General features: G+C 66.9%; 27 protein-coding genes. 10 read left to right on the top strand and 17 right to left on the bottom strand.

Annotated features, from left to right (window positions below):
* Positions 1-5: 5 nt before the first annotated feature.
* The 8 genes from ACFYMP_RS04770 to ACFYMP_RS04735 form a co-directional block, all read right to left on the bottom strand.
* Positions 6-188, bottom strand: a complete 183-nt coding sequence (locus ACFYMP_RS04770) for a hypothetical protein (protein ID WP_388851010.1) — start codon at positions 186-188, stop codon at positions 6-8.
* Positions 189-280: 92 nt separating this feature from the next.
* Complete coding sequence (locus ACFYMP_RS04765; RefSeq protein ID WP_359341900.1) at positions 281-601, bottom strand: SpdD-like protein; 321 nt, start codon at positions 599-601, stop codon at positions 281-283.
* A gap of 21 nt (positions 602-622) precedes the next feature.
* Entirely contained in the window at positions 623-778 is a 156-nt protein-coding gene (locus ACFYMP_RS04760; RefSeq protein ID WP_359341902.1) for a hypothetical protein, read from the bottom strand.
* 9 nt (positions 779-787) lie between these two features.
* Positions 788-979, bottom strand: a complete 192-nt coding sequence (locus ACFYMP_RS04755) for a mobile element transfer protein (protein ID WP_007387681.1) — start codon at positions 977-979, stop codon at positions 788-790.
* A 20-nt stretch (positions 980-999) separates the two neighbouring features.
* The gene (locus tag ACFYMP_RS04750) at positions 1,000-1,665 is read right to left on the bottom strand and encodes a DUF2637 domain-containing protein (RefSeq protein ID WP_388850484.1); all 666 of its coding nucleotides are present in this window, start codon (positions 1,663-1,665) and stop codon (positions 1,000-1,002) included.
* 17 nt (positions 1,666-1,682) lie between these two features.
* Entirely contained in the window at positions 1,683-1,880 is a 198-nt protein-coding gene (locus ACFYMP_RS04745) for a hypothetical protein (RefSeq protein ID WP_388850481.1), read from the bottom strand.
* A gap of 20 nt (positions 1,881-1,900) precedes the next feature.
* Positions 1,901-3,256 (bottom strand): FtsK/SpoIIIE domain-containing protein, encoded by a 1,356-nt coding sequence (locus tag ACFYMP_RS04740; RefSeq protein WP_388850478.1) that lies wholly within the window; start codon positions 3,254-3,256, stop codon positions 1,901-1,903.
* A 3-nt stretch (positions 3,257-3,259) separates the two neighbouring features.
* Positions 3,260-3,616, bottom strand: a complete 357-nt coding sequence (locus ACFYMP_RS04735; RefSeq protein WP_007387638.1) for a hypothetical protein — start codon at positions 3,614-3,616, stop codon at positions 3,260-3,262.
* A 156-nt stretch (positions 3,617-3,772) separates the two neighbouring features.
* Between ACFYMP_RS04735 and ACFYMP_RS04730 the strand changes: the two genes are divergently transcribed.
* Together ACFYMP_RS04730 and ACFYMP_RS04725 are read left to right on the top strand one after the other, a co-directional pair.
* Entirely contained in the window at positions 3,773-4,504 is a 732-nt protein-coding gene (locus tag ACFYMP_RS04730; RefSeq protein ID WP_359341910.1) for an XRE family transcriptional regulator, read from the top strand.
* Between the two features lie 46 nt (positions 4,505-4,550).
* Positions 4,551-5,021 (top strand): NUDIX hydrolase, encoded by a 471-nt coding sequence (locus tag ACFYMP_RS04725; RefSeq protein WP_388850473.1) that lies wholly within the window; start codon positions 4,551-4,553, stop codon positions 5,019-5,021.
* On the opposite strand, the gene ACFYMP_RS04720 is transcribed toward ACFYMP_RS04725, so the two are convergent.
* Positions 5,009-5,569, bottom strand: coding sequence for an HDIG domain-containing metalloprotein (locus ACFYMP_RS04720; RefSeq protein ID WP_388850470.1), 561 nt, complete (start codon positions 5,567-5,569; stop codon positions 5,009-5,011). The genes ACFYMP_RS04725 and ACFYMP_RS04720 overlap by 13 nt on opposite strands.
* 606 nt (positions 5,570-6,175) lie before the next feature.
* Between ACFYMP_RS04720 and ACFYMP_RS04715 the strand changes: the two genes are divergently transcribed.
* Positions 6,176-7,663: a hypothetical protein gene (locus tag ACFYMP_RS04715; RefSeq protein ID WP_388850467.1), complete on the top strand. Its 1,488-nt coding sequence runs from the start codon at positions 6,176-6,178 to the stop codon at positions 7,661-7,663.
* Positions 7,664-8,079: 416 nt separating this feature from the next.
* On the opposite strand, the gene ACFYMP_RS04710 is transcribed toward ACFYMP_RS04715, so the two are convergent.
* The 5 genes from ACFYMP_RS04710 to ACFYMP_RS04690 form a co-directional block, all read right to left on the bottom strand.
* Positions 8,080-9,159, bottom strand: coding sequence for a restriction endonuclease, SacI family (locus ACFYMP_RS04710; protein WP_388850464.1), 1,080 nt, complete (start codon positions 9,157-9,159; stop codon positions 8,080-8,082).
* Positions 9,160-9,177: 18 nt separating this feature from the next.
* Entirely contained in the window at positions 9,178-10,350 is a 1,173-nt protein-coding gene (locus ACFYMP_RS04705) for a DNA cytosine methyltransferase (protein WP_388850460.1), read from the bottom strand.
* 543 nt (positions 10,351-10,893) lie between these two features.
* Entirely contained in the window at positions 10,894-11,388 is a 495-nt protein-coding gene (locus tag ACFYMP_RS04700; RefSeq protein ID WP_388850457.1) for a phosphohydrolase, read from the bottom strand.
* 535 nt (positions 11,389-11,923) lie between these two features.
* Positions 11,924-12,886: a hypothetical protein gene (locus tag ACFYMP_RS04695; RefSeq protein ID WP_388850454.1), complete on the bottom strand. Its 963-nt coding sequence runs from the start codon at positions 12,884-12,886 to the stop codon at positions 11,924-11,926.
* A 192-nt stretch (positions 12,887-13,078) separates the two neighbouring features.
* The gene (locus ACFYMP_RS04690; RefSeq protein WP_388850451.1) at positions 13,079-14,485 is read right to left on the bottom strand and encodes a DNA cytosine methyltransferase; all 1,407 of its coding nucleotides are present in this window, start codon (positions 14,483-14,485) and stop codon (positions 13,079-13,081) included.
* A 955-nt stretch (positions 14,486-15,440) separates the two neighbouring features.
* On the opposite strand from ACFYMP_RS04690, the gene ACFYMP_RS04685 reads away from it, so the two are divergent.
* Complete coding sequence (locus tag ACFYMP_RS04685) at positions 15,441-16,229, top strand: GntR family transcriptional regulator (protein WP_388850448.1); 789 nt, start codon at positions 15,441-15,443, stop codon at positions 16,227-16,229.
* Between the two features lie 5 nt (positions 16,230-16,234).
* Positions 16,235-16,993: a glycosyltransferase family 2 protein gene (locus ACFYMP_RS04680; RefSeq protein ID WP_388850445.1), complete on the top strand. Its 759-nt coding sequence runs from the start codon at positions 16,235-16,237 to the stop codon at positions 16,991-16,993.
* A gap of 101 nt (positions 16,994-17,094) precedes the next feature.
* Here the strand turns inward: ACFYMP_RS04680 and ACFYMP_RS04675 are convergent, their stop codons facing one another.
* A complete protein-coding gene (locus ACFYMP_RS04675; RefSeq protein WP_388850442.1) occupies positions 17,095-18,018 on the bottom strand; it encodes an FkbM family methyltransferase in 924 nt (307 codons plus the stop codon).
* A 105-nt stretch (positions 18,019-18,123) separates the two neighbouring features.
* Between ACFYMP_RS04675 and ACFYMP_RS04670 the strand changes: the two genes are divergently transcribed.
* Positions 18,124-18,675, top strand: coding sequence for a hypothetical protein (locus ACFYMP_RS04670; protein WP_388850439.1), 552 nt, complete (start codon positions 18,124-18,126; stop codon positions 18,673-18,675).
* Positions 18,676-18,832: 157 nt separating this feature from the next.
* Entirely contained in the window at positions 18,833-20,764 is a 1,932-nt protein-coding gene (locus tag ACFYMP_RS04665; protein WP_388850435.1) for a DNA/RNA helicase domain-containing protein, read from the top strand.
* Here ACFYMP_RS04665 and ACFYMP_RS04660 read toward each other — a convergent pair.
* A complete protein-coding gene (locus ACFYMP_RS04660; protein ID WP_388850432.1) occupies positions 20,687-21,919 on the bottom strand; it encodes an HNH endonuclease in 1,233 nt (410 codons plus the stop codon). The two genes, ACFYMP_RS04665 and ACFYMP_RS04660, sit on opposite strands and share 78 nt — an antisense overlap.
* Before the next feature lie 333 nt (positions 21,920-22,252).
* A complete protein-coding gene (locus ACFYMP_RS04655; protein ID WP_388850429.1) occupies positions 22,253-23,296 on the bottom strand; it encodes a Ku protein in 1,044 nt (347 codons plus the stop codon).
* 126 nt (positions 23,297-23,422) lie between these two features.
* On the opposite strand from ACFYMP_RS04655, the gene ligD reads away from it, so the two are divergent.
* The 3 genes from ligD to ACFYMP_RS04640 all read left to right on the top strand — a co-directional run bounded on the left by ligD (position 23,423) and on the right by ACFYMP_RS04640 (position 25,958).
* Positions 23,423-24,304 (top strand): non-homologous end-joining DNA ligase, encoded by an 882-nt coding sequence (gene ligD, locus ACFYMP_RS04650; RefSeq protein WP_388850426.1) that lies wholly within the window; start codon positions 23,423-23,425, stop codon positions 24,302-24,304.
* Positions 24,301-25,281 carry an ATP-dependent DNA ligase gene (locus ACFYMP_RS04645; protein WP_388850423.1) on the top strand — a complete coding sequence of 327 codons (981 nt, stop codon included), beginning with the start codon at positions 24,301-24,303 and terminating at the stop codon, positions 25,279-25,281. The genes ligD and ACFYMP_RS04645 overlap by 4 nt, the downstream gene beginning before the upstream one ends.
* Before the next feature lie 233 nt (positions 25,282-25,514).
* Entirely contained in the window at positions 25,515-25,958 is a 444-nt protein-coding gene (locus ACFYMP_RS04640) for an SH3 domain-containing protein (RefSeq protein ID WP_388850420.1), read from the top strand.
* Positions 25,959-26,102 lie beyond the last annotated feature (144 nt).

Here is a 26,102-nt window from a genome sequence, read left to right as displayed (position 1 = left end):
GACGATCACCGCCCCGTCCGGGTTAGCGCAGCGGCGGGCATGGTGTGTCCGGTGCCCTTACAGGCCGGGCAGGTGATCCGGAGGGTGACGCGGGAGCCGTCCTGGTGGCGGGTGCCGGTGGTGATGGCGACGGTCGGGAAGCCGTCGCAGTCGCGGCAGATGCGCGCGGTCGGGGCGTGCTGGGGCATCATGGGCGTGCCTTTCGGGTCCATTGGGTCTGGAAGGTGGGAAGGCGCCCGGGGCGGCGGATGTTTGGCGACGGATGCCGCCCCGGGGGCCGTTAGCGGCGCCGGTTGCCGGAGGCGAGCAAGGAGCGCAGGACGACGGCGCAGACGGCGACCGAGGCGCCGGTGATGGCGACCGCCAGGAGCATGGAGACCAGGACGGCGCCGACGACCAGGACGACGGCGGTGCCGCCCCCGACTAGGGCGAGCGCGGTCCCCGGGGTGAGCTGGATCGTGGGCCGGGACGAGGCCGGGACCGGAGCCGGAGCGGCCGGGGCCGTCGGGGTGCCGGGGGTGATCGTGGTCGGTTCGATGACGGCGGGCGGGGTGACGATGCCGGTGGGCTGGGGCATGGTCGGGAGCTTGGGCCGGAACATGAACGTTCCTCCTTCCGTCGGTTACTTGATCGCGGTTTCGATGACCGGGGCGAGGACGCTGTCAGCGAGGAGGAACCCGCCGAGGAGAAGCACGCCGATGAGCCACCAGGGCGGGCGGATGAGCTTGACGCCGAGGACTCCGACGCAGAGCAGGGCGAACCAGAGCGGGACGTCCATCACGGCCTCCTAGCGGACCTTGCAGCGGTGGGTGCGGGCGGCGAGCTGGGCGGCGGACTGGCTGGTGTAGTCGGCGGACCAGCCGCAGCCGTCCGAGCTGCACACGGCGGCGTGCTTGGTCTGGCCGTGGCGGTCACGATGGGTGCCGATCTGCACCGGTCCGATCCGCATCACGGAGTGGAAGAAGTCGCGGGCAGGCATGACGGTGATCTCCTCTCGGATCAGGCGAGTTGGGCGGCGATGGCGTCGGCCATGTGCGGCGGGACGCCGAGGCGGGCTCGAAGCGTGTCGATGTCGATCCGGGCGCCGGTGCGGTGCTCGTGGTCGGCGGCAACCTTGCGGGCGTGGTCGACCAGCGCCGCCGGAACCGCAACCGCGGGAGGCGATGCCGGGGCCGGGAGAGCCGGGGCGTCGTCGGCCGTGTCGACCGGAGCCGGGTCGGCGACGGGGGCCGGTTCGGGCTGTACCTCGGGCGCGGGGGCCGGGTCCGGAGCCGCGGGGGTGTCCGGGATCGAGGCGCGGGCGGTGGGTGAGTGGGCGAGGAGGGTGCCGCCGAGGAAGGCGAGGGCGGGCCATCCCGCGACGCCGAGGCGGAGCAGGGCGGGCGGGTGTTCCAGGTCGAGGAACCCGGCGGTGGCCACGTTCGCGCCGAGCGAGGCCACCAGGGCGATCAGGAACCAGCACCACGCCAGCCGGGACGGACCATCGGAACGCAGGCGGCGCCACGCGGCGACCAAGAGCAGGTCGACCGAGACCGGGTAAGCCCAGGCCTTCCACCCGTCCTGTCCGGCAGCCGCGGCAAGGTCGTGCAGGTGGGCGAAGGACAGGGCACCGGCGATGACGGCCTGGACCAGGACGGCATCGACGCGAAGGGCAGTGCGGGCCATGGTGTCCTCCTTCCTGGTCAGTCGATGGACTGGCCGGTGCCCCAGCAGGTGAGGCACAGGGCGGTCTGGTGGTCGTCGGTGGCGCGTCCCTTGCGGGCGCCGACGCGGACGATTTCGGTGTGCTCGCCGGTGCCGTCGCAGTCGGGGCACGGCGCCGGTTCGGGCGTGGCGGGCCGGGTCTTGCGGCGGGTGGTGGGCTTCTTCGCGGTAGCCATGACGGGGCCTCCAGGGCGGGTCAGGCGGCGGCCGGGGCCGACTCGATAGCCGGGGCCGAAACCGGCGCGGGGGTGCCGAGAGCGGGCCGGAACGGCGCGAGGGCAGGCAGGTCCGGGGTCAGGTCGGCGTGCCGGTTGCAGACGTTCACGGCCTGGCGCAGCGAGGTGTGCGGGGCACGGATGCGAGCCCAGCCGCCGGACGAGTCACCGGTGACGGCGACGCCGGGCGTGTCGGTGGGGATCTGGATCGCGGCCAGCACGGCGTCCGGGGCGATGTCGCCAAAGGCCATGTTCGCCGACGATTCGTCGTTGACGCGGTGTGCGGTCCGGCCGGTGAGCTGGGCACGGAGCATCGTGATGCCCTTGCCGAGTTCGGAGCCGAAGCGCTGCCCGCAGATCTCCAGATAGATGCCGGCAGCGCGGCCGAGCTGCGCCAGCCGGGCAAGCGCGGTGATGATCCGGTCCCGCCGCTTCTCGTCGTCCTTGGTGGCGAAGAGGGCGAGTTCGGCAACCTCGTCGACCAGGACCACGATGGGCACCGGGCGCAGGTCTTCAGGCAGGTCCCAGATGTCGGCGGCAACGTCGGCATCCGGCACGTCCGCGGTGATCCGCTGCTCTGCCCGGATGAGCTGGTAGACGTCCTGCATGTGCGACACGAGGGCGGCGAGGAGTTCGGCGGCGGTGTCGGGGTTGTCGGCGAGCGCGGAGAACCGGCGGGCCAGCGGGAACAGCTCCACCCCTTGCTTGCAGTCGATGCCGACCAGGGCGACCCGCTGCGGCGCGAGCGCGGCGACGAGGTTGCGCTGATAGACCGACTTGCCGGACTCCGTGGCGCCGAGGGTGAGCCCGTGCGGGACCGTGCGGTAGTCGCGGTAGTGCACGGCTCCGTCCTCGCGCAGGGCGACCGGGACCCGCATCGGCCGGGTGTCGACACGGGCGGGCATCTGCACCCGCTTGAGCACGTCATAGCCGGTCATCCGCAGCTCCACCACACCCGAGCGCACCTCACGCGAGGTGACCCCGTACAGGGCGAACGAGTGCCGCAGCCGGTCACACGAGGCCGCCACGTCGAAGGCGTCCTGACCGGGCCGGAGCTTGAGCCGCAGGACCAGGCCGGTCCGGGTCACCCGCAGCCGCAGGATGCGCGGGGCACGGGGGCCGGGGATCGGCCGGTTGGTCATCCGGGCCAGGGTCAGGCGCCAGCGCGGGGCCGGGACCGTGAGCCCGCAGGCGTCCATGACCGAGCCGTAGCGGACCAGGACCCGCAGCGCGGCGAGGGTGACCCCGAAGGTCATCCAGTACCAGGCGGGGCGCCGCCACCGCAGGAGACCCGCAGCAGCAACGACCAGCACCAGGGCGACGGTCAGCCACGTCATGGCTCAGGCCGCCTTCGAGGACGAGGCACCCGCGGCGAGGGAGGTCACGGCGACCGCGCGGAAGGCGATGCCGTGGCGCTTCTGGCCGTTGAACTCGTTCTCCCACGGCCGGGCGATCAGACCGGTGAGCGCGACCGGAGTGCCCATCATCAGGTCACCGGAGATGCCGGTCTCCGGGACGGTCACGGACAGGATCTCCACCTCACCGTTGGCCGCGAACATCACGTCCACGGTCGACAGTGCGGCGCCAGTCTCGGCGTCCATCGCACGCTCGCCGGTACGGCGGTCCTTCACCTTCGGCTGCGGGGACTGCGCCACCATCACGGTGGCGGTGGACGTGTCGACGGGAATCTGACGCATCGTCTGTTCTCCTGATCTAGTGGGAGTTGAGCCGCCATCCGGCGGTGAGATCAGGAGACCGCGAAAGGTAGTGGACGCATCACGGTCCGTATGGACGTTTGGGGACGTCTGAGTTATCGTCAAAACGTCCCTACGGCGTCCACGGAAGGACACGTCATGGCGAACGAGCGTCTGCGCGCGGCGATTTCAGCGAAGGGCGAGACGATCCAGTCCGTGGCACAGCACGTCGGGGTGGACCCCAAGAGCGTGGAACGGTGGATCACAACGGACCGCACGCCGCACCGGGGGCACCGCTGGAAGGCCGCGAGCTTCCTGGGCGTCGATGAGGTATACATCTGGCCCGCTGTACAGAAGCAAGCCGAGTCGGCGAGTACTTCCGAGCTGATCACGTACTACCCGCACCGCGGGGCAGTGCCGGCAACGCTGTGGTCATCCCTGATTGAGAAGGCGAGGGACCACGTAGACATCCTGGTGTACGCGGGGCTGTTCCTCTTCGACAGCCATCCGGATCTTCCGGACCAGTTGGCAGAGAAGGCCAAGGCCGGAGGACAAGTGCGCGTCCTGCTCGGCGACCCCGACTCGGAGATGGTCCGCCAGCGCGGCGAAGAGGAAGGCATCGGTGGCGATCTGGCCGCACGAGCCCGGATCACCCGGCGGTACCTGGCACCGGCCATGACGACGCCAGGTGTCGAAGTCCGGTTGCACGACACGATCCTGTACAACTCGATCTATCGGTTCGATGACGACGTGCTGGTGAACCCACACGTACTCGGCGCACCCGCGGGGCAGAACCCCGTACTGCACTTCCGCTACATACCCGGCGCCCGAACGTTCCGGCACTACATGCGGAGCTTCGACTACGCATGGGAGCACGGTCGGCCCGAGTAGCCAGCCGGGAGGTATCGCCACCGGCAGAGCGTGCAAGGCTTGAGGCATGGCCCGAGTCGACTACTTCAACGATCCGAACGCCCCGAAGGCGAACAGCATTGTTCCGTCCGTCACCGCCGTGGCGCTGAACGATGCTGGGGAAGTCCTGCTGATCCACAAGACGGACAACAACTTGTGGGCCCTGCCCGGCGGTGGGGTCGATGTCGGCGAGTCAGCCCCCGACGCCGCCGTGCGCGAGACCAAGGAAGAGACCGGGTTCGACGTCGAGGTGACGAGTCTGGTCGGCATCTACACCAACCCAGCGCACGTCATGGCGTACGACGACGGCGAGGTGCGCCAACAGTTCTCGATCTGCTTCCGGTCCCGCATCGTGGGCGGCGAGCTGCGTACCAGCAGCGAGAGCAAGGAGGTGGCGTTCGTCCACCCCAGCCGACTGGACGACCTAAACATCCACCCGTCGATGCGAATGCGGATCGACCGCGGGCTGAGTGATCGCCCCGATCCCTACGTCGGCTGATCAGCAAGGCGAGAGCGCGTCCGTTCGACGGCGGCCCCGAGGTAGGGACGTGCCTTGCTGATCGCGTTGTGCACCTCGCTGCCCGGCTCGTATCGCACCAGGATCTCGTCAATGCGGTGATCGAAGTCGAAGGACTGTCCGGCCGGGCCAGTCGTCATGTCCGCGTAGATCAGGGCGTCGAGGACGGGAGAGTCCTCCCGCTCGTACACCTCAAGCTCAGCAGAGAGCCCACGCTGTTCAGCCTCGTACACGGCGCCAGAGTGGTGAGCGACGAGGCAGACGAGCCGGGAGGGCGCCCCGAGGCTTTCCAGGTGACGCGCGCCATCGAGCGGGTGAAACCCGGTGTCCCGCAGTTCCGGGGCGTAGCCGATGTCATGCAGCCAAGCAGCGGCTACGAGCAGGTCACGGTCCCCTTCGGTCACTGCCGCGGACGCTTCACTCGCACGAGCCGCCACCGCCTGAGTGTGCAGCCAACGGTTCCCGAGCGGAGGCAAGAGCGACTCGGCCAGCTCAGCCGCGCCGTGAGGCGTGTCCAATCCAGAGGGCATAGTCCGCACGGTAGCCGAGACGGACGCGTAGCCGACACCCCGGGCCAGCGACCCAAGGCGTGGCGCGGTAAGAGTTTCTCTACATCATCAAGCCCCGGCTGCGCTCCGCTCCGCCGGGCGCGCTTCCCGGCTCCGCTCCGGGCGCCGCTCCTGCCTTCGGCCCGCTCCGCCCGGGCTGCGCCGACGCGCGCCCACATGTGGATAGGGCCGGAGGCCATGAGTCGATCACCGCATAGAACGGGGCGCGGTCAAAGAGGATGCCTCCGGCGGGGGATCGGCCGGCACCGGGATGGAGGGGGCGCCGTTGCCGACCGCGGGCACGTTGGGGCGGCGTACGTGGGGTGCTCCCATCCCGACCACCGTCGACCCAGGCAGAGCCGAGCAGACGCGGCCCAGGGCGTCCAGGTCGTTCGTACAGTGGCGCGCTCCACCTGGACGCCCTGAACCACGCCCGCTCCACGGTGTGTGGGTCGACGGCGGACGGGATGGGAGCTGGGGTGGGTGGTAGGAGTGCCGCCCGCAAGGTGACACGTAGACGCGTGGTTTACGCAGAGTGAGTATGTGGGTACGGCACGGCCATCAGCACTGCGTACCGTGGGGGGAAGCATGCGGGTTTCAGAGTTCTACGGCCTCAACCGTAACCAAGGGACGCTGGACTTTGTCGACGTAGACATAGTGAAAGACGTCCCTGTTTACATCGACCCGAGCACAATCCGGCACCTCTCAGACGACTGGGGCAAAGAATGCATTCGGATGCTCACCACGTTCTTCGACAGCGTTCTCGATGCGGTACGTCAGAATGACAAGCCTCGCGCCGATTACCTTCTCGGGAACCTAGGGGAGCCAAACGAAACTCACCTAGGAATATCCAAAGGGGCTAGCGCAGGAAGGGGTTTCGGAAAATGGATGCGGGAGGAGTTCGCCTCCAAACTGGCACAAAGCCAGGCCGCAAAGACGGGACTGATTGAGGACCTAGAGGACACAGCCTTCTTCATTGATAAGGTCGGTAAGGACATAATCTCGGACGTTACAACAAACATCATCCGAGGCCCCCTCATCGCATACACGCATCAGATGGCTCTCGCCCTGGGAATCCCTCTCGTCGAAGGTGTTGACAGCGGTCCGGTATGGAATCCGCAAAAACTTGAATGGGAGAACGGCCTGATCGATCTGCCACTCCCGAACGGCAAGAAGTTGCTCTTGGTGCCAAAGGTAATAGTGCGCCGCAATCTACACCTGTCCCAGTCGGATTACTACAGCAATCATCTGGTGCCAACCCTGCAGGCCGAGGAGGAGGCCGACCCTCGCAGCAAACTAGTCAAGGTGCTCAAGAGCGGCCAAAGGAAGGTCTACAAGAAAAAGATTGAAGGAAAGTACGGAAAGAAGAAGCCCGACGTAAGACGCGAGACGCTTGTACGCCCTTCCGTCTATCGAAACTTTAAAGAGATCAAGAATAGAGTGGCACCTGACGCGATGTCCCACGCGGACCTAAGCGCAGCCAACAAAACGCCACTGCCAGACTACGATGCACTCCTCCAGGCTGCGCTAGAAACTCCGACCGGAAACGCTGAGGCGAATAACTACCACGCACGGGTAGAGGCGCTCCTGACAGCACTATTCTATCCATCACTCATCATGCCAGAGATGGAGCACGAGATCCACCAGGGGCGCAAACGGATCGACATCACCTACACGAACAACGCAAAAGATGGGTTCTTCGACTTCCTGATTCGCCACAAAATCCCCGCGCAGTACATTTTCATTGAATGCAAAAACTATGGGCACGAAGTCAACAATCCGGAGCTTGACCAGCTTTCATCTCGCTTCTCTCCACTGCGAGGAAAGTTTGGAATCCTTGCGTGCCGCTCATTCAAGAATAAGGATCGATTCCTAGACAGGTGCCGAGACACTGCCCTTGACCGCCGCGGGTTCGTCGTAGCCCTAGACGACGACGACATGTCACAGCTGGTGGAAGACGTCAAGACTGCCATCAACTGGACTCCCCCGGCGACGCCGCCTAAGCAGCCCGAGGTCCCTCCGCGCATCGTTGACTACCCGCTCCTGCGTGAGCGCTACAAGCTCCTTGTCAGCTGAGTCCTGAGGCATGGGTGAGTGTCTAGCTGCGTGACAACCGCGACGCACACCCGCGAACAACCGTGAACGTCAACGGAGGATCAGCACAGGTGACAGGCACATCAGCCTAGGGGCAACAGGCATCCCAAGTTGCTTCGGGACGAAGAGGTCGCATCCCAAAAGCCAGCGAAATCCGAGGCCGGGGCCTGGGGCGTCCATGGTCAACCGACGTCCACCTACAACGGCAGAAGCCCACGGCATCTGAACTGGTCAGAGCCGTGGGCTTCTTCAGTCCCGGTAGACCGGCATGTGAACACCCGCACGGGACGTCCCCGAGAGACCGCCCGCGCCATTCGCCGTTCTCCATGGACCACGTCTCTCCATCCACCGTGGACGGGACCCTCCCGTGAACATTTTGGGGTTACACCGGCACGGAGTCAGGCATCGGCAGGGAAGAGCTGGGCCCACCGTTCCATCTCGGTCTCCCGTACCTCGATCTCTACCATTCGCCGATACATTGCCTCAGGAAAATCCGAAAGGATCGAGTGGGTGTCGCGAGGTGACCAGACGAATACGTCACGCAGGAAGCTCGACACGCTCTCGTTCACCTTGACGATGCACTCGTACTTCCGCTCAAGCGCGCTGGTCAGATCGTCGGCCGACATGAGCGACACGTGCGACGCCGCATCGACCATGAGCGCAACTCGTCGGAAGCCGGCATACGCTGCACTGCTGACGAACTGCTCAAGCCCCTCCCCCGAAACGCTCTTTCCACGCACCTCGACTGTCAGCAATGGATCGCCGTCCAAAAGCACTTGAACGTCACCGGGAAAGTCGCGAGAAGGGTCATTGATCCTTCGTGAGATTACCTCGCTATAGACCATGTCAAGGCCAGCCGCAACACAAGCTTGGAGCTTTCGTGGAATGTCGTTGCCGCTCACAACGAAGCTCTGTGTCTCAGCAATTAGGCTTGCCTCGACGATGGCACTCCCGACGGCGACGCGCTGCTTTTTGTTCGCCACAGAGATACACACTGCCAAGACGGCGACAAGCGCTTGGAACGACTCTTCAGTGGAATAGTCTTCTTCATCGACCCTAGCAAGGGCACTACTTACTCGGTCCAGATAGGGGCGCGCCTTCGTTCGGACTCTGACAATCTCGCTGTAATGGTCGTAACGGAAGAATGGCTGGTTGTTGATCGGCTCACGACCCGTAGCCCCCAGATCAAACCCAAGTTCTACAGACATCGGAACCACTACACCGTGGCAAAGGGTACGCAGAGAGAAGGCGCGATCGTCATACTTCTCTTTGATGGAGCGTGGGTCAACCCTGTCATCACATGCACGCGCGAGCAATGCTGTCACAAGCGCAGCCGTGTATGTCCTTGGAGCATCTACCTCGCGTAGCGAAGTAGCCAAGAATGTCCAATCCTCGAGGAATACATCATCCGAAGCAGCCGCCTCGTATGCCTTCCTCAGAACCTGCTCCGCCGTGCTCTTTTTAATTGTTATTCCCATTGCCCCCCCCATGCCGCTCTAGATCAATTCGAGCTGTTCGTGGCCAGCTTGGCCAGGAACGGTAGTACCGCGAGAATCAAGATAGCCGAGTTGTTCCATCAGAGCCCGAGCGACGACCTTCCCCAACTCCACCGGGACGGCATTACCGATCTGCCGCTGCACCTCGCGCTTCACTCCGGTGAAAACGAACTCATCAGGGAAAGTCATGATCCGCTTCATCTCGGCAACGCGAAACCTACGCGCTCGCTCTTCCCCGTTCGCGTTCTTCACGTTCTCCCAGTGAAATGGTCCGACCCATGGACCTGGCTGAGCCTGCAGCGTCGTAGAAGGACGGTCTGGGTCCGCCTTCAGCAGGAAAGTCCAATAGCGGCTACGCCATTCGAACTCGTTGCGACCGTCATATCGGTCGGTGTGCCATAGATAGTTTTGCCCAGGAGGAACTTCCGCAGCGAGTTCAGCGTAGGTTCCCTCAGCAACTTCTCCAGCCTCAGGAACGTCCGGCAGTCCGGCAAGTGCCTCGCGAAGACTCGTGAACGGAACCTTGCTGTGATCAATCACCCGATCTCGCTCCGACTCGCCAGAGTGCGTAGTTTCTGGGAAGTGGAAAGCCTTACCGTCACGTCGCCCCACGACGAATACTCGCCTGCGGAGCTGCGGAACCCCATACTCGGCCGCAAGGAGCACTCGGAACGTCGGGTTGTAGCCTGCATCCTTAAGACCCGCAATGAGTCGGTCGAACTGAGCCCGATGGGTCTTGTAAGTCAGACCCTGCACATTTTCCAGGATGAAGGCTTCAGGCTTGCTCTCCCGAACCACACGGACGTACTCGTCGAGGAGGGAAGCATTGGGGTCGGCGCTGTTGCGCTTCTCCTCGATCCAGAATCCGGACTTACTGAACGGGGTACAGGGAGGACCACCGATGACCAGGGTGGGATCGCCGGGCTTAAGCCCGCCGGCTTCCAGCAACTCTGCGGTCGGGATCGTTTGGATATCGCCACACAGCGTCTTGGTGTCCGGGAAGTTGGCCGACAGCGTATCCAGAGCGGTCTGCTCGTAGTCAGTGGCAACCGCGACACGTAGCGGAGACCCGGAGCCGTCCTGGACCAGCGGTGGCTCAGCGCAGCTCTCAATGGCGCAGTCGAGGCCGCCGGCCCCGGAGAACAGACTAATCACAGGAAGCTCACGGTTCACCGCGCCACCCTAACGTATCGCAACCTCGGGGGACCGTGATCGCTACAGTCACACTAGCCAGCTCGCCACCCTCCCCTCCGGCCCCTGGTGCGCAGGTGGCTAGGACACCGGTTACCTCGAGCGCACCCGGCAGCCGGGCGGCACACGACCAGCCGCTTCCGGCACGACTTGCGATGTTCGCCAGCGTCCTGCTGAGTCGACAGCCCAGGCGTGGACGCCCTGTGGACGAGTGGCCGTATCTGCGGGCTGCTCGGCCCCTGTGACCTGCATAGACGACTGGGACACAATCGCCCTCCGGAGCCGTGTGCGCAGGTTCGAATCCTGCCGGGGGCACCCTTTATGAGGTGCCCAAAGACCCCGTCACCAGCGGAAACGCTGAGGCCGGGGTCTTCGCGTATGTGCAGGCGTGTGCCGCTCGCAGCGGGCGTCTGTCGAGGTCTGTGGGCGAGGCGTGGACGGGGTCTTGAGCAAGGAAGTGGCGTTCGTCCACCCCAGCCGACTGGACGACCTGAACATCCACCCGTCGATGCGGATGCGGATCGACTACGGGTCGACCGACGACCGCGATCCCTGCATCGGCTGACCAGCGAGGCGAGAGCGCGTCCGCTCAACGGCAGCCCCGGGGTACGGACGCGCCTTGCTGATCGCGTTGTGCACCTCGCTGCCCGGCTCGTACCGCACCAGGATCTCGTCAATGCGGTGGTCGAAGTCGAAAGACTGTCCGGCCGGCCCAGTCGTCATGTCCGTGTAGATCAGCGCGTCGAGGACGGGAGAGTCCTCCCGCTCGTACACGTCAAGCTCAGCAGACGAGCCGCGTTGTTCAGCCTCGTGCACGGCCCCAGAGTGATGGGCGACGGGGCGGACGAGCCGCGAGGGCGTCCCGAGGGCTTCCAGGTGACGAGCGCCATCGAGCGGGTGGAGACCTGTGTCCCGCAGCCCCGGGGCGTAGCCGATGTCGTGCAGCCAGGCAGCGGCCACGAGCAGATCACGGCCCTCTTCGGACACGGCCGCGGATGTTTCGCTTGCCCTAGCCGCCACCGCCTGAGCGTGCAGCCGGCGATTCCCGAGCGGAGGCAAGAGCGACTCAGCCAGTTCAGCCGCGCCGTGAGGCGTGTCCAGCCCAGAGGGCACAGACCGCGCGGTAGCCCGGATCAACGCATTGCCGACACCCCGGGATCAGCCGCTAGGCATGGCCCTCCTGGAACTGCGAGCAGTCCGATCACAGATCGGAGGTGCCGCGCACAGCGCGGCGGCGCCGGTCGGTCGCCGCCGCGTGGCCCCTCCTTGCCTCCGTCACCGGGGCCGCGCGCCGGCGCTCGCCCTCGCCGCGCAAGGGGGCGAAGACCAGGCCGGGGCGAAGGTGAGAGGGCGATGCTGAGGTCAGAACCCCGTCGTGGCTGGGGCGGTCGGCTCCACGGCTTCAGGCAGCCACTTTGGGGCGAGCCTCCAAGATCTTGGCCCCAACGTCATGCTTTAACGGACAGGTCCACAGACTGCCCGACTCGCCATCAGCTTACGGGGCCAAGATCACTCGACCCAAAGCCGCTCCACCGACCTCGGCTTCTTTTTCTACTCACTGAGGTAGACCATGGCGCTGGGAATGAATTTTGAGCTCCTCAACGATAGTTGGGAACTGTGCCCAGTCAGACGGAGTAAACGCTATTCCATCGTCTCGCGTGGTCAATCGCAAATCGAACATGTACGTATTACTTCTGGTCTGCCCGGAAGAGAGTTCCCCGACTCGGTACCTCGAATCATGGAAGTTAATTTTATAGATGTTCGCTGTCACAATTCCATGCGTGATGGCGAAGCGTCCGGCATTCGGCATTGAAATACCCAGGCGCGTATAAGCGCAGCCCGGTTCACGGGAGTGAGGGCAGGGTTGGGTTGCTTGATCGAAGTATGTTTTCCATCGCGCCGCCATGCCGGCTCGGTCCGCGAGAGATGTTTTGACTGAGAGAAGGATTACAGGCTCGCCCGATTCACCTTCTACCCAAGCTGCGTTACGAAGCAGTACGTCGACGTCAGGCGCCACCACGTATTCTGAGGGCGCAACATCAGAGCCCTCTTCGCCGTCCGCAACGTCCTCGATCACGTCGGCATCATCGACGCCGGCCCCGAACACGATGGCAAGAGATTGCTGAAGGCCTTTCGGAACAGGGTGCTGAACGTACCAAGCTGAGCCGACAGTATGCAGGTACTTCGCCAGCGCGTAAGTGACGAGGGCCTGATAGTTCGTACCAGCAGAGCGACGCAGGGAGTTAGTCACCGAGCTCTGAACTCGCTCCGGGTCATGCCTCCACTTTTCTCGCATACGACGTTCAATACCGAGGCGAGTTTCATCGAAAGCGGCAAGAAGCGGTGCAGTAAGATTACTCAGAAGCTCCTGCGGGTTAGCTGCTTGTGACACTTGATCGCAGTAAGCTCTCAAGCAAGGCCCAAGAACCCCTTCGGCATCTTCCGCTCTTTTGCCTATCCGCGAAATAACGGCAAGATTGTTCTTCTTGGAAATATCAACTGCATCAACCGGAAACATGACACCTGTTCTTCAACTGTTCGATCGACCCAATGAGTGGCGGACTAACGTACGCTAAGGAGGCCGACTCTTGGGCAGAAGGTACTAACGCCTGAGGCGTGGCCAAGTCCGGGGTTCCACACCGGCCGGGCAATTAGAAAAGGCCTGCGGAACCAGAGTCGATTTAAGCGCATTCAACTCGCCCCCGGATCGCTAAGAACTCTTCTTAGTGCGTGCTCGCTTAACCGTCCACGCAACAACGTCTGGTTGATCCGCAATGCATGCGCCGTCGCCACGAGGCACCTCGAGAGGGCGTCCTTCGACGTCGAGGAAATTGGGCAACTGAAGGGCGCTGGAAAGCGTGTACCCGTTTCCTCCCGAGCTACCACAGAGGTGAGCTGCTCGGTGTCGGCGCTCAGCAAGGTCGCGGTTATCGGCCACTGTAGAGCCGAAGGCTTCCATCAAAGATTGCCCGATCGCCTTAGCCAAAAGTGGCGGAACAGCGTTTCCAACCTGCGTGTACTGGGGGCAGTCGGAGCGCCGCTGCGTATTGCATGACGTACGCTTACCGAGGAATACGTAGTCGTCATCAAAGCTTTGCAAACGCGCTGTCTCTCGGACGGAGAGAATCCTGTTCTCCGAATAATGAATCAGATCGTCCGGAAGCGATACGACAGTGTTCGAAACCCTCGACCTGTGCAACCTCACCATAGTGCGCTTCGCAGAGCGAATCTCTTCTGGAACACTCCTGATATTGCCACCTTCAGGGATGCAGCTCAGCATTTGAACAGCTTTAGCCCGATGCTTCGTCGTCAAGTGATTAAGAAGGTGCTGCGAATTCTTTCTGCGCTCGTTCTGGTAATCACCATCTGCCTCATTGGGGAAATTGAATCCCTCGAAACCAGGCTCAATAAAGTCAAGGTCTGCGAGCGCTTCCCCTGACGTGACATAGGATCGCTGCATGGAAATGCCGAACAGCCCGAGAGGTTCGCCATTGTCCTCTGCACGGTGAGTTTTAGCAGGCCAACTGATCTGGGGCATTTCCTCGGGCAGCCAAGCAATCAGAACGAAGCGTCGTCGCCTCTGAGGCACCCCAAAGTCCGCAGCATCGAGAATCGTGTCACGGTATTCGTAGCCCAGCTCCTTGAGACCTCTCGTGGCCTCCTCATAGATTCGCCCGCCATGCATGGTCTTGAAGCCGGGCACATTTTCCATGACCAGGGCTCGCGGCCTCAAATACTTAACAACACGCAGGTAGTGCTCGAAAAGCCTATTTCTCGGGTCGAGTGAATTTTTCTGGCCAGCCGTACTGAATCCTTGACACGGGGGGCCACCTACGACCAAATCAACACGGGTGACCGACTTCGCGACCAGTACGTTCTCAAGCGTTTCCGTCTTGAGGTCGTTAATGTCACCCACAAGCACGTCTGTGGCTGGATGGTTAAAAGCATGAGTCAAGCCGGCGTGTGGATGCAGTTCAACTGCTGCTACCACATCAACTCCTGCTGCCTGCAACCCCTCACTCAGGCCGCCGGCACCAGCGAAGAGGTCCACTGCGGTGACTCTTCGCGTCTGGGCAGAACTCGCGGTCACGGCCTGGTTGAGGTTGGGCTGCTGCATGGAGGCAATATAGCCGTTCAGTTGAAGGGCTGGGGCATCGTGGTGCAAGTTGCCTGCGCGAGCGACTGAGGCCCTGGTCAACGACTACGGAGCGGACACCGCCCGGTAGGCGACAGGAGGCCTATTCGTTTGAGGCATCAAGGCCTTTGATGTCAGGTTGCTCACCGGACTACCCAGTGTCCGGCTCTCTCACCCCACTGCTGGGCCAGCATCGCTGCATCACCCTGCGTCCGAACCCACGGTGATGAGGACAGGGTTCAGGCTCGGTCCACGAAGCTCAGCTTGACGCTGGCATTGCGCACTTCTCATGGAGCGGCAGGGCGACCCAGGGGGATTCACGGATCGCATAGCTGATTGCGTTACTCGTTCGTTGGCGGCGCAAAGTCCGTGGACCAGCAGTGGACTGGCTAAGGTCATTTCCTCGTGCACGCTGCCCTGACCAATTCCAATGCATATTGGCCAAAAGACCTCCGGAGCCGCGTGCGCAGGTTCGAATCCTGCCGGGGGCACTTCGCCTCAACCAGCTGATCCAGCGGTTGGCCGGCGTAGCTGCCATGTACGAAGAGCGGGGCCCAGTCTCACTGGGTCCCGCTCTTCGTCGTCGTGGGCACTGCGTGCGCCCTCGTCACGCACTTTCCGCGACCGGTCGCCGCTCGCCTCAACTCCGCTCGCCTCAACTCCGCGCGCCCATCCGCCGGTTCGCCCAGGACGGGACAAATCCCTCACCAGTCATCAGGATCTCTTGATGAGTCGTACGCTGAGGGGGCAGGAAGCCGGCGGTGGGCAGAGGAGTGCGCATGGTGTGCGGTGACGACGTCTCGCGGGCGGGGACGTTCCCCTCCGTTCGCGGTTCCGTTCGCGGTGAGGGTCGGGCGGTGTCCGTGGCGGGGGCGTCCTCCCGTACCGGGAGGGCCGCTCAGCGTCCGCGCGCTCTCCACCGGGGGAGGTGACCGGCGTGGCCAAGGCGTACGAGCGCATCGCGGACGAGATCCGTGCCTCCATCCGCACGGGCGCCCTCGGGCCGGGCGACCGTCTGCCCTCGGAGGCGAAGCTCGCCGAGCGGTACCGTCGCAGTGTGCCGACGATCCGCGACGCGCTCCGGACGCTGCGGGACGAGGGCCTGCTGGAGAAGCAGCACGGCCGCGGCACCTTCGTCCGCAGCCCCCGGACCAAGGTGCTGCGGACCAACGAGCGGCACCAGTGGGAGAAGCGGCGCGCCGCCGAACCGGAGCAGGTCCGGCTGGCCACCGGGGCGACCGAGCACGACACGGGTCTCGTCCTCGACGACCTCGTCTTCCACGCCTCGTATCGCGGGATCACCGCGTCCGCCGCGCTCGCGGAAGCCTTCGGCCTCGCCGAGGGCTCCGCGCTCCTCGAACGCGCCTACCGCACCCGGTACTCGGCCGAGAACGCGCCCTTCGGCCTCGTCACCTCCTACCTCGTCCGCGGGCTGGTCGAGGGCAATCCGGACCTTCTCGACGAGACGAAGGAGCCGTGGCCGGGCGGGACGCAGAACCAGCTGCGTACGGTCGGCATCGAGCTGGACCGTGTCGTCGAGCACGTGTCCGCCCGGCCCCCGACGCCGGAGGAGGCCGGGGAACTCGAACTCCCGCCGGGCACCTCCGTGCTCGTGCTGCGGAAGATCTCCTACGATGTCCGGGGCCGCGTCGTCGAGCTGTCCGACGTGATCCTTCCCGGCGACCGTACCGAGTTGGCCTTCACCACTCCCCTCGAAAGGTGGTGAGTGCCGTGAGCCGGCGCATCACCGTCATCACCGCCGTCCACGCGCCCTCGGCCCGCTTCCTCCCGGATGCCTACAAGTCCCTGTGCGAGCAGGAACTTCCGGCGGGCTGGGAATGGCACTGGCTCGTCCAGGAGGACGGGTACGGCCAGGAGGTGGCGCCGTACGTCCCGGAGGACGCCCGGGTCACCTTCCGCCAGGGGCGGGCCGGCGGGCCCGGCGTGGCCCGGACCACGGCGCTTGGGGTGGCCGGGGGCGAGTACCTGAAGGTGCTCGACGCGGACGACCAGCTCGCGCCCGGCGCCCTCGCCCGCGACCTGGCGGCGCTGGAGGCCGATCCGGGGATCGGGTGGGCCACCTCCCGGGTCCTGGACCTGCTGCCCGACGGCAGCACGGTGGGCTTCGCGGGCGACCCCGGGCACGGCCGGCTCCCCGAGGGCTCCGTGATGCGCTTCTGGCAGGAGCACGACTTCCGTCTCCCGGTGCACCCGGCGACGCTGTTCGCCCGCCGTGAGCTGGTGCTCGCGCTGGGCGGCTGGATGGCGCTGCCGGCCTCCGAGGACACCGGTCTGCTCCTGGCCCTCGACGCGTGCAGCCACGGGTGGTTCAGCAGCGAGGTCGGGCTCTACTACCGGAAGTGGGAGGGGCAGGTGACGAACCAGCTGGCCCACTCCGCGCGGGTCGAGCGCGACGCGCGCATGGCGCTGGTCGAGCAGCGGGCCCTGGCCCTCGCGCGCCTGCGCTGGCAGTACCCGGCGGCCCGCTGAACGCTCTCGCACGGGGCCTGAGGCCGGGCGCGACGGCCGCGCACCGATCGGATCGGGTGGTGGTCCGTGGCTGACGCGCAGGCGGTGACGTCCGGCTTTCCTCAGACCAGTGACTCGGCCTCGACCCGCGAGAAGACGAGGTCGCTCTCCTCGGTCACGGGGCCCCGCCAGCGCACGGGAACGGAGACCGGAGCGCGCATCGCCGCCGGATAGGCCCCCGGCGCGTAGCTGTTGGGCATCCGGTAGGCGTGGAATCCGTTGCGGCGCATGGTCTCCATCAACTCCTCCGGCGAGTCGCCCAGTTGCTCCATGCGCTCGGGGGTCACCTCGACGGTGATCTCGGCGTCCGGGCGGAGCCGGCCGAGCAGGGGGGCCATCCCCCGGACGACGGAGCCCTCCGCGCCCTCCACGTCGATCTTGATGAGCCGGGCGGAGCCGATCTCCTCGTCGTCGAGCAGCGTGGGCAGGGGGTGTGCGGCGATGTCGAAGGAGGACTCCGCGGGCCCGTCGTAGGGCACGATGCTGTTGGCGCCCATGTTCCGCGAGCTGGCCAGCACGAAGTTCAGCGTCTCCTCGGTGTCGGAGACGGCGGCGTTCACGGCCCGTACGTTGCGCAGCCCGTTCAGTCGCACCTGCTGGAGGAGCCGCTGGTGGAAGACGGGCGAGGCCTCGATCGCCACCACGCGCCCGCGCGGGCCGACGAGCCGGGCGGTGAGCACGGTGAAGTACCCGATGTTGGCACCGATGTCGACGTAGGTGTCCCCGGGCCGCAGCCGCCCCCGCAGCCACCGGGTCATGTGCGGCTCCCAGACGCCGAACATGTAGATGAAGCGCTGGATGAGGTCCTGCGTGTCGACGGCGTACCGCGCCCCGAAGACGCTGGGCACGACGCGACGCCGAGGCCGGTCACTCAGGCGCGGGTTGACGAACCCGGAGACGAGCTGTGCCTTCCCGAGGACGCCGGGGGCCCGGCGGACGTAGGCGCGGGCCAGGGTGACCAGGGGATCTGGTACGGACGGGGTCATGGGGAGATCCTGTCCCCGATGCCCGGCGGACGAAAGGGCCTGCGCGAAGCGGTCACGCCTCCTACGATCCTCGGGACGCTTGAAGATCGCTCTCGGGGGGCTGAGTTGGACACGGGTGGCCAGTGGATCACGATCGCCGCGGTACTGCTCGGCGCCCTGAGCACACATCTCACGAACTTCGTGATGGAGCGCAGCCGCCACCGCCGCGAACTCCTCACCCGCTGGGACAACCGCAAGCTCGACGCGTACGCGGGCTATGTCGACCGTGTCCGCGCCGGCATCTTCCTGGCGGTCCAGCTCTACGAACACCGTACGGGCCTGCGGGAGAGCAACCACTCCGAGACCGCGATGCTGGAGGAGATGGCCGAGGCCAAACGTCTGCGGGGCCGGAGCTTCGAACAGATCATGCTCCTCGGCGGCGACGAGGTGGTGGAAGCCGCGCACGAACTGAACGTCCGCGTCATGGCGGTGGACTGGCAGGCGACCGGCGAGGCGGACGGCAGCCTGGAGGAGTGGCGGCAACGGAACAGGGACGCCTTCCGCGGGATCAACGACTTCCACGACGCGGCGAGGACGGACCTGGGCGTCCGGGGCAAGGTGACGGGCGGAAGCCACCCGGAGCGGGATCTGCTGCTGCCGGGGGCCCGACGCTCCTGAGGCCTCTTCTCCGCACCACCGAGCGGCCCCGTCGACTCCTCCCTCTCCCCCTCCCTCTCCCGAGAGCTTGACGCCGCCCGTCGTGCCCGCACCGGTCAGGGCGGGAGTCCGGCAGGGGCCGACCGCGGTGTCGGTGGGGTGCAGTATTACTGACAGCATGCATGTTTACTCGGGGACAGCGCGCCAGGTCGTCGACAGCGTGAAGGACGGCTGGGAAGCGTTTGTGCGCGGGTGTGTCGAAAGGTTCGTGGAGAACTCGGGGGAAGCCCCGGGCGAGGCGGAGATCCGCAGCTGGCGGCAGAGCTGGCCGCCTCTTCTGCACTGCCTGGACCGTTCACCGGCCAGGGACATGCACCTGTTCCTCGAGTACGGCCTGCCGGGCTGCAGCCGCCGCGTCGACGCGCTCCTGCTCGGGGAGCACGCCACCGATTCCGCCCTGCACGCCGTGGCCGTGGAGCTCAAGCAGTGGAGCTCGGCCGAACCGCACCCGCTGCGAGCGCAGTTGTACGTCGACCGGCGCGAGGTTCTGCACCCGTCCCGCCAGGTGGGCGGATACGCGCACTACTTGCGCCACTGGTTCCCCGAGGAGTTGGGGCTGCGGGTCGACGGCCTGTCGTTCCTGCACAACGCCTCGCCCTCGTTCGTGTCGTTCCTGCGGGAGCGGGTGCGGGGCGGGCCGAGTGCGCACTACCCGATCCTCGGACCGCAGGACGTGTCCGAGGAGTTGTCGCCCGCCGAACTGGCCGAACGGCTGCGCTGCCACGGCCTGGTCCCTCCGAGCGAAGACGGGTTGCGGAGGTTCGTGCGGGCACGTCATCGACCGTCCACCACACTGCTGACCCAGGCCGCCACCAACATCGCCGACAACCGTGACTTTCATCTGGTCGGGCAGCAGGACCAGGCACGTCAAGCGATCGTCGGGGCGATCGGGGCCGCCCGAAGAGGTACCCCCGGTCATGTCGTCGTGGTTACGGGCGGACCAGGAACAGGCAAGACCGCGATCGCGGTGCGGGCATTCGGGGACCAGTGCGCGGAAGGGGGAAATCCCCGCCTCTTCTCTCCCTCGAGCACCCTGACCAGCCAGCTCAGTCGTGCGCTCGGCGATACGGGCAGTGGTCTCATCAGTACCATGCGGAGCGGGCTGCCGGGCACCCTCGACGAGCGGAGCGTGGCCCTCATCGACGAGGCGCACCGCCTGCCGACCGCCACGCGCACCCCCGGCTCCGGCTTGCCCGCTCTCCTGACCCGTCTCGTGGACAAGGTCGGCGTCCTCGTCCTGTTCCTGGACGAACGGCAGGTCGTCCGTCCCGATGAGGGGACGTCACTGGACGAGCTGCGAAGGCTGTCCGAGGCCAAAGGGGTGCCCTTCTCCCATATCGACCTTCACACGCAGTTCCGTTGCGGGGGATCCCTCGCCTACCTGAGATGGGTCGACGCCCTGACCTCCCCGGCCCCCGCAGCCCCGGCCTGGTCCGGCGTCGGCTACGACCTGGCGCTCGTCGACAGCCCGGAGGATCTGGGCGAATGGATCGACGCGCACGCGTCCCGGGGGGAGACGGCGAGGATCGCCGCCGGCTTCTGCTGGCCCTGGACTTCGCCGGCCCGGCCACCGCTCAAAGAGGAGGTCGTCATTTCCTGGGAGAGCGGGACCGAGAGCGGCACCTGGAGTCGTCCGTGGAACGCGGCGGCGAAGGACCAACGTGCCGGCGAGGAAACCCCCGGCCGGCCCTACTGGGGTACCGACTCCGGAGGCCACCGGCAGATCGGCTGCATCTACACGGCGCAGGGGATCGAGTACGAGTACGGCGGTGTGATCATGGGGGACGACGTGACCTGGGAGGGCGGCCGGTGGGTAGGGCATCCTGGCCGCAGCCACGACATGAAGCTGCGGCACCTGCCGCCCGACCAGTACCTTCGTCTGGCCCTCAACGTCTACCGCGTGCTCATGACCAGAGGTACCAAGGCGACCCGTCTCTACTCCGTCGACCCCGGTACCCGGGCCTATCTCTCCTCACTCGTACCGGCCGCACAGGGCCCGGTGGTAGGTGAGGAACCCAGGGTCGATCTCGTGCCCGGGAACACGCACTAGAGTCTTTCCTCCGTCGTACGCCTCGTGGTTCTTGCTCCACCTGATCGACCAGTCGGTGTCGACGTAGAGCGCCAGGTCGTCGAACTGCAGGTGGCAGTTGGGGCACAGACAGAGCAGGTTGTCGAGCCGGTCCGGCCCGTAGTGCGGCCGTCCGAGGCCCTGGATGTGCGCGGCCTGACTGAAGTGCTGACCGTTCTTGACCTCAAGGCGAATCCCGCAGATCTGGCACCCGTTCCGGTGGAGTGCCTTCACGCTTCGAGCCGTCTCCGTGTCGCGCGCGGCGCGGGAGGACCGCACGGCGGTGCGCTCGACCGGCCCGGTGTCCGGGGTTGCCTCGCTGGTTACGGCCACTCCTCCGGCGTGGGCGTATCCGGCCAGTCCAAGTGCCGCGAGGAGTTCGTCCTCGAGGCCCACGGGCAGGAAGCGCCGTAGCTGCCCCACCACTTCGGCTCGCACCAGTGGCTGTTCCAGCAGGCGCCTGGCCCGGACCGTGAATCCGACACGCGAAACACCGTCCGCTCCGACGGCCAGTTCCCACACCGCCCGCGCACGGCCGGAGAGGGGAAACGCCGAGGGCGCCAGCGCGGAGGCTTCCTCGGCGGAGCTTGCCACGACGGTCACGTCGTCGTCACCCCGCAGGCCCGCCACCTGTCGCAAGAGTTCCGGCCACGGTCTGAGTCTCTGTTCTTCCCGAACGGTGAGGCCGGCCAGGAGGATCATGACGGTGACGGCCCGTCGCGCTTCCGCCGAGGTCGACTGAGGCAGGAGTTCCATCAGCCCTCGGATCAGGCCACGGTGGTCGAGCGGCTGGGTGGACGCGCGGGTGGCCGGATGACGCCTGCGCTCCGCCTCCCCCACTCGCAGCACTCCTCGGGGCCGCACCAGCCCGGAGATCCGACGAGAGTCCGCGGCACTGACCAGAGTGAGGCTGCGAAGGGGCGGTGTGAGAGAGAGCCGGCCGAGTATCGGGCGCGCGTCGATCTCGATCTCCTCGATATCCTCCAGCACCACTACGTGCTCCCAGACAGCGCCGGTCTCCGGATCGCGGCCCCACACTGTTTCCGCCAGCCCGGGATTGCGCATCCGGTCCGTGATCCTGGCACGCGCGATGAACTTGTACTCCGCGTAGAAGAGCATCTCGTTCCCGACGCGCATGTTCCGCAGCGCACGGGCCTTGGCGTTCCCGCTCCTCCGCGGCGGCGTCGCGCCCCAGAGCCGGAGGCGGTCACCTCCGTACCTTTCGCGGAGAGCAGCCTCGTGATCACCGAGGTGCGGAGCGCATACCGAGAGCGGAACCCCTTCCAGCACAGAGTAGGCGAAGTGCCTTTTCCCGCCGCTGCTCGCCCCACCCCTCGGCTGCAGGACCCACTGCGTGTCCGGGGACGGTTCCGAGGCGGCCGTGACTGTCTGCACTCCCATGCCGACAGCTTGGCATACCGGTTACCGGCCTCGGTTCCTAGTCCGGCGAGGCCGCGGAAGCCGTTCGGCTCAGGAGGCCTTGCGGCGTGTGGTGGAGGTCTTCTTCGCGGGGGTGGACTTCTTCGCGGCCGTCTTCTTCGTCCCGCTCTTGGTCCCGCTCCTGGTCCCGCTCTTCGTTCCGCCGGAGGGGGAGCGTGGGGTGGGACGCTTCTTCGTGGCCGGCTTCTTCGCGGGGGGCTTTTCCGTGGGCCCGTCCTGGGGCCTCTCCGCCTTGGTGGGGGGCTTCTTGCGGTCCTCCAGGTGGTGGACCTCGGCCATCTCCCGGTCGGAGGGGTCCTGGGCGCGGGAGTCTCTGGCCGCCTTGACGCTGTTCTCCAGGGCGGAGGTCAGGTCGATGACCTTGCCCTCGGGTTTCGCGCCCGGGGCGGGCGGTTCGGTGCCCTCGGTCCTGGCGGTGATCATCTCCTCGACGGCCTCGCGGTAGTCGTCGTGCAGGTCGTTCATGTCGACCTCGCCGAGGGTGTCCATCAGGGCGTCGGCCAGGTCGAGTTCCTTGTCGCGAATCCTGACGTCCTCGGTGGGGGCGACCTCCTCGGGGGCGCGGATCTCGTCGGGCCACAGCAGTCCGTGAAGGGTGATGACCTCGTCGACGACGCGGAGCATGCCGAGGCGCTCCTTGCCGCGGAGCGCGAACTTGGCGACGGCCACGCGGTCGCTGCGTTTGAGGGCCTCGCGCAGCAGGGTGTACGGCTTGGCCGCCGCCGCTCCCCCGTCCGCGAGGTAGTAGGCGGTCTCCATCTGGAGCGGGTCGATGCGTCCGGCGGGTACGAAGGCGATGATCTCGATGGTCTTGGCCGTCGGGACCGGCAGGGCGGCCAGGTCCTCGTCCGTGATCGGCACGAGGGTGCCGTCGGCGTCCTCGTAGGCCTTGTCGATCTCGGAGGCCGGGATCTCCTTGTCCTCCAGCTCGCAGTACTTGCGGTACCGCACCCGGCCGCCGTCCTCGGTGTGGATCTGGCGGAAGGAGACCGTGTGGTTCTCGGTGGCGTTCATGAGCTTGACCGGGATGCTGACCAGGCCGAAGGAGACGGTGCCGTTCCAGATGGATCGCACGTGCACACCTTTCCGCCGCTGCACGCCGCTCCCCACCGTCCGGGCCCGTGATGTCCGGCCCTGCGCTCAGCGATCAGCCACTCGCTTTATCCGGTTAGCGGCGTGTTTTTGTGGGATTCATATCTTATGACTCCTTTCGCTCGCGTGGCGGGGCGGCAGCTCGCGCTCAGCAACCTGGAGAAGGTGCTGTATCCGGACAGCGGCTTCACCAAGGGGGAGCTGCTGCACTACTACGCGACCGTGGAGGAGGCCCTGCTCCCCCACCTGCGGGGGCGCGCGGCCTCCTTCCTGCGGTATCCGGACGGGGTGACGGGAGAGCGGTTCTTCAGCAAGAACCCGCCGCCCGGGGCGCCCGAGTGGGTGCGGACGGCGACCGTGGTGCGGTCCGACGGCAGGGGGCGACAGGTGGTGGTCGACGATCTGCCCTCGCTCATGTGGGCGGCCAATCTGGTGACGGAGTTCCATACGCCGCAGTGGTGCGTCGACCGGCCGGACCTCGCCGACCGGCTCGTTCTCGATCTGGACCCCGGGGAGCCCGCGAGCGTCGTCGAGTGCTGCCGGGTCGCCCTGTGGCTGCGGGAGCGGCTGGCCTCGGACGGGCTGACGGCGTACGCGAAGACCTCGGGCAGCAAGGGCCTGCACCTGCTCGCGCCGCTCGAACCGGTCGCTTCGGCCACCGTGACCGCGTACGCGAAACGCCTCGCGGTCACCGCCGAGCGGGAGCTGCCCGAGCTGGTCGTGCACCGGATGAAGCGGAGTCTGCGGGCCGGGAAGGTCTTCGTGGACTTCAGCCAGAACGCCGCCGCGAAGACCACCGCGACCCCGTACACCCTGCGCGCCCGGCCCGAGCCGACCGTCTCGGCGCCGGTCACCTGGGAGGAGGTCGAGGGCTGCGAGCGGCCCGAGGACCTCGTCGTCCTCGCCGGGCAGGTGCCGGGGCGCCTGGAGCGGTACGGGGAGCTGCTCGCGCCCCTGGTGAGCGGCGAGGGGGCGGGGGCGCTGCCGTGAGCGCGCCAAAGCACCGTGGCGGCGCGTTGCCGCGCGGGCTGCGGCCACCGCTGCGGGTCGCTCTCGCGGAGTCCGTGTCCGAGCTGCCCGAGGGCGGACGCTGGGCCTTCGAGCCGAAGTTCGACGGGCACCGGATGCTCGTGTTCCGGGACGCTCAGGACACTCAGGGCGCCGAGGAAGCCTCCGGGGACCCGGGGGGCGGGGGCCAGGTGGTGCTTCAGGCGCGCTCCGGGCGGCTGGTCACACGGGCCTTCCCCGATCTCGTGGCCGCCGCGCTCGCGCTGCCGCCGGGGACCGTGCTGGACGGGGAGGTCGTGGTGTGGACGGACGGGCACACCGACTTCGCGGCCGTGCAGCGCCGGGCCGCCGCCACCGTGGCCCGTTCCGCCGTCCTGGCACGGGCGCTGCCCGCCTCGTACGCGGCCTTCGACGTGCTGGCCGTGGGCGGCGAGGACGTGCGCTCCCTGCCGTACGAGCGGCGCCGCGCGCTGCTGGCCGAGACGCTCGCCCCGCTCGGGCCCCCGCTCCAGGCGGTCCCGGTGACCGAGGACCGGGCGACCGCGCGGCACTGGTACGCCTCCCTGGCCGGCACCGGCGTGGAGGGGCTGGTCGCGAAGCGGCTCGACGAGGCGTACCGGGGCGGGCGGCGCGGCTGGCTCAAGCTGCGGCACCGGGACACCCTGGACGCCCTCGTGCTCGGCTTCGTCGGTGGCCGCGCGAGGCCGCGGCTGCTCGTCCTGGCCCTGCCCGGGGACGGGTCCCCGGTGGCCTCCACCCCCTTGGCGCCGGCCCTGCGCTCACGGGCCGCCGCCCTGCTGCCGCCCGCCGAGGGCGGCCGGGGGACGGTCACGGCCGCCGGGACCGGCGAGACGGCGTACGAGAGGGTGGCCGCCGGCGCGGTGGTCGAGGTGCGGCGGGAGACCACCCGGCAGGGCACCGTCGAGGTCGTGCGCTTCCGGCTGCCGGAAGGGGAGTGAGCGGGACCCGCGGCGCGGGCGGCGTCCCGGTGCCCGCCCCGGCGGCACCGGACCGGGGGGACCGGGGGCCGCCTCGGCGGACACCGGGGCCCCTGCGGCACCGCGCTCACCGCCGCTTTCACTCCCTGTGGCCGATTGCGCTCTCTCCGTATCGCTTTTAGCGTTAATCAGGCGAATCGGGCAGGTGACGCCCGCTCGTCGTCACTTTCGGTCATCGCGCCACTGGAGCCGTCATGTCCTTCCGCAGCGCCACTCTCCGCCCGACCACGACGACCACCCCCCTGCGGGCCCCCCTCCACGTCTCCCGCCTTCGCGCGGCCGCCGCCTGCGGGCTGCTCGCCGGGGCCCTGGCCCTCGGCGCGGCCTCGCCCGCCGGGGCGGCCGGGGACCCCCGGGGGCAGGGCGGCTCCACCACCAGCGCCGACCAGTCCGCGCCGAAGGTCGGTACGGAGGGGCAGGTGGTCGCGCGGGGCGGGCTGCTGCTGCGGGACGCGCCCACGCGGGACAGCGCCGTGATCCGCCACGTGCCGTACGGGGCCACCGTGCGCATCTACTGCCGGACCTCGGGCGACACGGTGGACCAGGACACCACGTGGTACCTGCTCACGGACGGAACCTGGGCCTGGGGCTCGGCGCGCTACGTCAAGACCGTCGGCGCGGCCCCGCGCTGGTGCTGAGCGGCACCCGCGCACCGGCGGGGAGCGGAGGTTCGGGCCGTCGGCCGGTCGGCCCGAGCCGGCTGTCGGCCCTACCGGCCGAGCGGGCCGTACCGGCCGACCCGAGGGAGCCGACATAACGGGACATTAGGTATGTCGCTTGCT

This window comes from Streptomyces sp. NPDC007088 (assembly GCF_042869355.1).
Lineage (GTDB): Bacteria > Actinomycetota > Actinomycetes > Streptomycetales > Streptomycetaceae > Streptomyces.
The sequence above is the reverse complement of the archived record's forward strand: the minus strand, read 5'-3'. Positions and strand labels throughout refer to the sequence as shown.